The sequence below is a fragment of the Holdemanella sp. DFI.5.55 genome (genome assembly GCF_020593575.1).
In the GTDB taxonomy this organism is placed as follows: domain Bacteria; phylum Bacillota_I; class Bacilli_A; order Erysipelotrichales; family Erysipelotrichaceae; genus Holdemanella; species Holdemanella hominis.
The window spans coordinates 20,821-27,656 of the sequence record NZ_JAJDMK010000023.1 but is presented as its reverse complement, the minus strand read 5'-3'; the positions used below and the strand labels follow the sequence as shown (position 1 = coordinate 27,656).

The 6,836-nt window shown below is 34.0% G+C and carries 6 protein-coding genes; 3 read left to right on the top strand and 3 right to left on the bottom strand.

Going from position 1 to position 6,836, the window contains the following annotated elements; genetic code table 11:
* Window positions 1–152 precede the first annotated feature (152 nt).
* The gene (locus tag LJE08_RS06495; protein WP_186999482.1) at window positions 153–383 is read left to right on the top strand and encodes a hypothetical protein; all 231 of its coding nucleotides are present in this window, start codon (window positions 153–155) and stop codon (window positions 381–383) included.
* Between the two features lie 94 nt (window positions 384–477).
* Window positions 478–786 carry a hypothetical protein gene (locus LJE08_RS06490; RefSeq protein WP_227402748.1) on the top strand — a complete coding sequence of 103 codons (309 nt, stop codon included), beginning with the start codon at window positions 478–480 and terminating at the stop codon, window positions 784–786.
* Between the two features lie 20 nt (window positions 787–806).
* Here LJE08_RS06490 and LJE08_RS06485 read toward each other — a convergent pair whose 3' ends face one another.
* Complete coding sequence (locus LJE08_RS06485; protein ID WP_227402747.1) at window positions 807–1,589, bottom strand: Cof-type HAD-IIB family hydrolase; 783 nt, start codon at window positions 1,587–1,589, stop codon at window positions 807–809.
* A 64-nt stretch (window positions 1,590–1,653) separates the two neighbouring features.
* Between LJE08_RS06485 and LJE08_RS06480 the strand changes: the two genes are divergently transcribed.
* Window positions 1,654–2,316: an AAA family ATPase gene (locus LJE08_RS06480; RefSeq protein ID WP_227402746.1), complete on the top strand. Its 663-nt coding sequence runs from the start codon at window positions 1,654–1,656 to the stop codon at window positions 2,314–2,316.
* Window positions 2,317–2,342: 26 nt separating this feature from the next.
* Here the strand turns inward: LJE08_RS06480 and LJE08_RS06475 are convergent, their stop codons facing one another.
* Window positions 2,343–3,671: an NCS2 family permease gene (locus LJE08_RS06475; RefSeq protein WP_217256026.1), complete on the bottom strand. Its 1,329-nt coding sequence runs from the start codon at window positions 3,669–3,671 to the stop codon at window positions 2,343–2,345.
* A gap of 55 nt (window positions 3,672–3,726) precedes the next feature.
* Window positions 3,727–6,834: an exodeoxyribonuclease V subunit beta gene (locus LJE08_RS06470; protein WP_227402745.1), complete on the bottom strand. Its 3,108-nt coding sequence runs from the start codon at window positions 6,832–6,834 to the stop codon at window positions 3,727–3,729.
* Window positions 6,835–6,836 lie beyond the last annotated feature (2 nt).

Sequence of the window (6,836 nt, the reverse complement as noted above, 5' to 3'; positions counted from 1 at the left end):
ATGACAGAGATGTAAATGCATCTATCAATATATTGATGCAAGGCATATTAGCAAACTAGCTAAAAATAAAAAGAACCGCAGGAACTGCGGGGATAGCTTGGTAAGAAAGGTTTCGATAGAAGCCTTTTCCCAAGAATCTCGTCACTTCAGTGATGAGAGGTTCAATACCTTTGTTTTATATGTTTTCTCTTTCTTTATTTCACATGGATCCATTGATTGAAAATACACTTATACTCATTATGTGTATGCCAGTGGCAAGTAATTCTAGTGTATATGCATTTATGTATGGGGAGGATGCAACGCTTGCTAGTAAAGCTATCTTCTTGACAAGTGTTTCGTGTGTGGTAACGATTCCAATTGTGTTTATTTTGCACAGTTTGTAAATAACATGACAAATGTAACTATAAATAAAGGCCAAAGTTTGAGTTATTGATTAGAATGATGTATGATTAGAATATAAGAAAGGATGTCATGATTATGGAAAAATGGACTCAAGAACAGTATGCTGCTCGTTTACAGGAAATGAAACAAGAAGCTCATGATAAAATGTGGTTATACATCGAAGTGAATGCCAAAGAGTTTATGAATGAATGTGAACCAGGGGTAAAAAATTTAGCAAATTGCTGCAAAGCAATGTTAGATGCAATGTTAGAAGGAGATGGCTTTATTGTAGAGCCTAAGATTCGTACTAAGGTTGCTGGAACTTTAACAGTTCGTTACTATGTTGATAACTTACATCCAGGTCGTAGAAAATACGTAGATGTAATGAAGGAACAACAACAATAAAAAAAGAATCATTTCTGATTCTAAAATAGCTTTAAATATTTAAAAGCTTTGTATAAGCCGTCATTGTCAATTTTATCTGTGACATAGTCGGCTTTTTCTTTTACCTCTTTGACACCATTTCCCATCGCAACTGAAAGATCAGCATATTCTAACATTGGTAAATCATTTTCAGAATCACCCATCGCAACGGTTTCATATTCTTCTTCATAATAGTTTTTGACAAACTGAATAGCCGTAGCTTTATTGTATTCTGAATGTGTGATTTCTCCGCCTAAATGCATGAAGTTTGTGAATGTTAAATGTTTAGGGATTTGTCTTAATATTTCTTCTCTTTGTGAAAGTGAGTCAAAATGAATGCTGACTTTCATGACTTGATTGTAATCATCGTCGGTAATTGTTGAAATATCTGGAAAAGACAAGAAACGATTTCCCATACGATTGTCTGTATTAAATTGGCGCATTCTTTCTCTGTTTTTCTCACTAGTAAATGTCATTTTGCTTCCCTCTAAAGAGAATCCTGAATCTTTGGCAAAGTGCTGAATAAATTGAGTGTCTCTTTTTTTCAATGGTTTAAAAAGTACTTGTATATTATCAATTATAATTTCACTGCCAGCCCCGAAACAATAGCCATCTAAATTCATATCTAATAAAAATTGAGGGACTTCACAACGTGTTCTACCTGTGTTTATATAAATTTTATGCCCGTTTTTTCTTGCGAGTTCAATCGCTTCTAAAGCAGAACTAGGAATCTTTTCAAATGTCCATAGAGTTCCGTCTAAATCTAAAAAAATAATTTTTTTCATAACCTTCCTCCACTACACTATTCTATCATATTATTGTATGATATAAGAAAAAGAGGGAATTGGCATGGAAAAGAATGTGATTATAACGATATCGAGGCAGTTTGGGTCCAATGGAAGGGAGATTGCTCGTAAATTAGCTGAATATTTAGATATTAGTTATTATAATAAAGAAATTTTGGAAAGAATTGCAGTAAATATGGGAGTCTGCGCTGACTTTTTTAAAGACCAGAATCAAGATGCGAATGGCTTATTTACAATAGAATCTAAAGGCCTTTTAGGAATTAGAAATATTACAGAATTAAGTGTGAATACACAAATCTATGATATGGCAAGTGATTTTATTCAAAAGATTTCCCAAAGAGAAGATGCTGTTATTGTAGGAAGATGTGCCGATTATATTTTAAAAGACAATCCGGATGTTATTTCTGTATTCTGTTACAGTGATGTAGAAGAACGTATTCAATGGTCGATTGACGAATATCAAGTGCCTGCCAAACAAGCCAAGAAAATTGTGCAGGAAAAAGATGCACAAAGATCTAGATTTTATGAATTCTATACCAATCAAAAATGGGGAAATCCACGTAACTATACATTGATGATCAATACATCGAAGATGAGTACAGAAGAAACTGTACAATTACTTGCTTCATTTTATGATGCAAAAAAAGGCATCCTCACATTTAAGAATGCCTTTGAAAATCAATATGAAAAAGATAATAAGTATTAAAAAAGTCGGAAACCCGACTTTTTCTTTTACATAATGTAAGGTGTAGCGAAGTATAATACGAAGATGATCATTAATGCCCAAACAGTTGGGTGAACTTCTTTCGCTTTACCAGCTGCAATCATGGCAATTGTATAAACGATGAATCCACATGCGATACCATTTGAAATAGAATACATCAAGATCATCATAATAACAGTGACAAAACCAGCAGCTGCAAAAATCATGTCATCCCAGTCAATACCTTTTAACTGTTGTGCCATCATAATACCAACAACGATCAATGCTGGTGCAGTAACTGCGTTCGTAACTGTACTTAAGATAAGTGGTGATAAGAATACAGCTAGTAAGAAGCAAACACCAGATGTACATGCAGTTAAACCTGTACGTCCACCAACACCAACACCAGAACTAGATTCAACGAAGCTAGTTACTGTACTAGTACCTAAAACTGCACCAAATACTGTACCAACCGCATCAGCAAGCAATGCTTGTTCAGCATTTTCTAGTTCACCTTTATCGTTGATTAAACCAATACGGTTACCAATCGCAACAAGTGTTCCAGCTGTATCAAAGAAGTCAACAAATAAGAATGAGAAAATAACTACGAAAGCTTGGAATGGATTTGCGAATAATTCAGAAATTCCTGAGAAGCAAGCTCCAGCAGCTTGTAATTCAAAATCAAACGAAATGAAATGTTCAGGTAAAGTAGGCATACCAGCCATTCCCATGAATCCAAGGATGATTCCAATCACAGCAGTGATAACCATACCTACGAAAACGGCTGCAGGAACATTTTTAATAACTAACGCAATTGTGATCAACAATCCGACAATCGCAAGTAATACAGTTGGATCTGTTAAGTTTCCAATTGTTACAAATGTTGAAGGACTAGCTACAATAATACCCGCATTTTTTAAACCAACAAACGCAATGAAGAAACCGATTCCGGCTCCGATTGCCAATTTTAATTGTACTGGAATCGCATTGATAATAGCTTTACGAACACCAGTAACAGAAATAAGAATAAAGATAACACCTGAAATGAATACAGCACTTAATGCAGCTGCCCAGCTAAGGCCCATTTGTCCACAGATTGTGTAGGCGAACAATGCGTTTACACCCATACCAGAAGCTAATGCAACTGGGTAGTTGGCAACAAGTCCCATAATGATACTTGCCACACCAGCAGAAATAGCTGTCGCAAGGAATACAGATGCTTTATCCATACCAGCATCTGCCAATACTGCAGGGTTAACCCCAAGAATGTAGGCCATAGCCAAGAATGTTGTAAGACCGGCAATAAGCTCTGTCTTAACGTTTGAACCTTTCTCGTTCAATTTAAAGAATTTTTCCATGAATCTCTCTCCTTCTCTCTTTTTTCAAAAGACCCCTCCATTGTAGCATAAGTTATTATAAAAGGATGCATTTAAATAGAGAAAAAGCATAAATATATGTTTTTATCGGTGAATCCGTTATTCTTTCCATTGAATGTTTATAAGTTTGAAGCTGAGCCGCATACATATCAATTAATTTATTTTCATTATCCGTGGTATCTGTTTTAAAATCAATGATAATTATTTCATCTTCTTTATAGATAACTAAGTCCATAAATCCATGAACGACTTGGTTTTTTTCTTTAATAATATAGCTTTGTTCAAATACATGCTTTTCGTTCATCCATGAAGCATAGAGTGCATTCGAATTTAAAGCTAGAATCTGTTTGATATCATAATCCTTTAAAGTATATCCATAAGAATTCGCATAAGAAATAATTTCTTCTTGTTGATAAGGATATGAACATTGCGCCACAATTTCATGGAATAAAGTACCACGAAGCGTTCCTATATTTTTAGTAAGAGAAATATCTTTCCAGTCTAATTTCATTTTGGCCCCACTAGCCGTTTGACTCGAGAACACATCGGATGTTTTTGTATAGACAGGAAGCTTGTAAGACTTATTATTTTGACGCACTTTTAATGGTCTTTCATACAATTCTGATTTTTTATCAAAAACCACTAGAGAACCACTCGTATTGGCATATGTATGTAAAAGCCATCCTGTATAACTCTCATCTTCTAATAGAGTATAGGCGTTTAATGGACTATAAAAATCTTCAATGCTTTCAATCGTATCTACAATGACCAATTCTTTTTGAGGACGTGTTGTCGCAACATAGAATACGCGCATTTCTTCGGCAAGATCATCCAATTTTTTTTTGGTTTGTAGAGCTAAATGATATATTGAATTGTACTTATATTTATAATCATTACTTAAGCCTTTTAAAGATAATCCTAATATTGAATCAAGTAAGATGCATGAACTGCCATGTTTATCTCTTTGTTCATGTTGCGAAAGAATATATACAACAGGGAATTGTAAACCTTTAGATTGATGCATTGTCTTTACTTGAACTACATCATCTTCTTTGCCATACAAGCTTGCTTCCTGAGTTTGATCTTGCGTTGCATCTTTAGATAGTTGTAGGACAAAACCATGGATGTCACTCTGATTTTCATACTGGGTTGCTAATTCTAATAAATAATCCAGGTTGTTCTTATCTTGAATTGTTGTAGAAGCATAATAGAAATTATTATAGGCATAGATGTATTGTAGAAGTTGTACAATCGTTTGATTTCTATTTACATATAATTCAAAGAAAGGCTTCATAAAATCTTCGTTTTTAATACTCATATATAAAGATGTGCCTTTTTCTTTTCCAATGCAACACTTCGCAATTTGAGAAAAAGATACATTAAATAATGGGGACATTAAAGAAGCACATAACGCAATGTCGTCGGTTAAATCTTCTAAAGCTTTTAAAGTGGAAAGTACAATTTGGATGGCAGGATTTGTGTAGAATCCATGATCAATGGTAATCATAGCCGGAATGTTGTAGGCCTCAAAAACTGTTTTCAGTTTTTCTTGAGGCGCATGATTACGGGTTAACACACACATAGATTTATAGGACATGCCTGCTTTGTGCTTTTCGATAATATCTTGTGCAATCAAATCAAAACGATTCTCATTGTGATTCTTTTTGATGGTAGCTTTGTTGCCTTCTTCATCTTTATATTCTGTATATAAGAAACGAACTGGATATTGAGGACTTTCCATTTGTCCTTTCGTACCTACATTGGCAATATCAATCTCTTCAAATTGTTTTCCCAATAATTCATTGTTCATGATCTTACTATAAAAATCATTGTTGAATTGAATAACACTCGCATTGGAACGATAGTTTTCCTGCAATAATAAAGGGGTGTTGTTGATATCTTCCTTTTTCATCCAGTCCTGCATAATTTTTGGATTGGCTTGTCTAAAACCATAGATGGATTGTTTAATGTCACCCACTCTAAATACGTTGTTTTCATGGCAGAAAGACGCAATGATTTTTTCTTGAAGTTCATTGGTATCTTGAAATTCATCCACAAGAATCATCTGATATTTATTGTACATTTCTTCTTTGATCATCGGATCTTGAAGGAGTTGATACGCAAAGTGCTCCATATCATTAAAGTCAATCACTTCCATTTTCTTCTTTTCTAATTGAAAGTATAACTTTACTTTATTGGTTAATTCGAATAAGGTATCTACTAAAGCTTTATGATTTTGAATGTCCTTTAAATAGAATTCTTCATCAAATAAGTTTTCTACGATCTTTGTTTCATGATCTTTAAAAGAAGTTTGATATTTTGAGTAATCCACCTTATCAATTGTCTTCTTAAAACCGATGGTATTTTTTAAATACAATTCAAATTGAGCTTTAAAATCTGAATACGAGTTGGCACCTAAACACTTTGATAAATAGTCCTTTTTGACTTCATAATCTTCAGGCTTTGCGATTTGATAGATTATTTCATCTAAAATCTCTGACATAGCCAAGCAATGATTATGAAAGTATTTCAATGCATATTCCATTAATTCTGGACTTAAATATGTATATGAATCTTGAATGTTTTTAATCCATGTCTTTGCGTCTTCTTCGGATTTAGAGTTGAGGATTGCCAAAATATCTTCAATGTATTTTTGAATGTCTTCTTCTGTTTTTCCAAAAGAGAGAAAATACATTTTTAATTTTGTGTATGCAGCTAAGTGTAAATCTTGAATCGCATGTTTGTAGGCGTTGTCAAAGGCGATGCGTGTTTGGGCTGAAGATGCCGTTTGTTTGGACATCGTATAAGAAATAGGAATCTTATAGTAATAATTTTGTACAATCGACAAGCAGAAACTATCAATAGTTGAAATACTGGCTGTTTCAAGTAGAGCCATTTGCTGAAGAATGTATTCTGTTTTTGGCTGCTCTTTTAATTTGGAAAGAAGACGTGCCTTCATTTCAGCTGCCGCATCCTTTGTGAAAGTCATTGCCAGGATAGAATCGATTGAAATATGGTCTTTTAATACAAGCTGACATAAACGTTCTACTAAAACAGCTGTTTTACCACTTCCGGCACTGGCAGAGACAACGACATTTGTATCTCGAATGTCAATGGCTTTTTGTTGGGGAATTGAAAAATCCATGT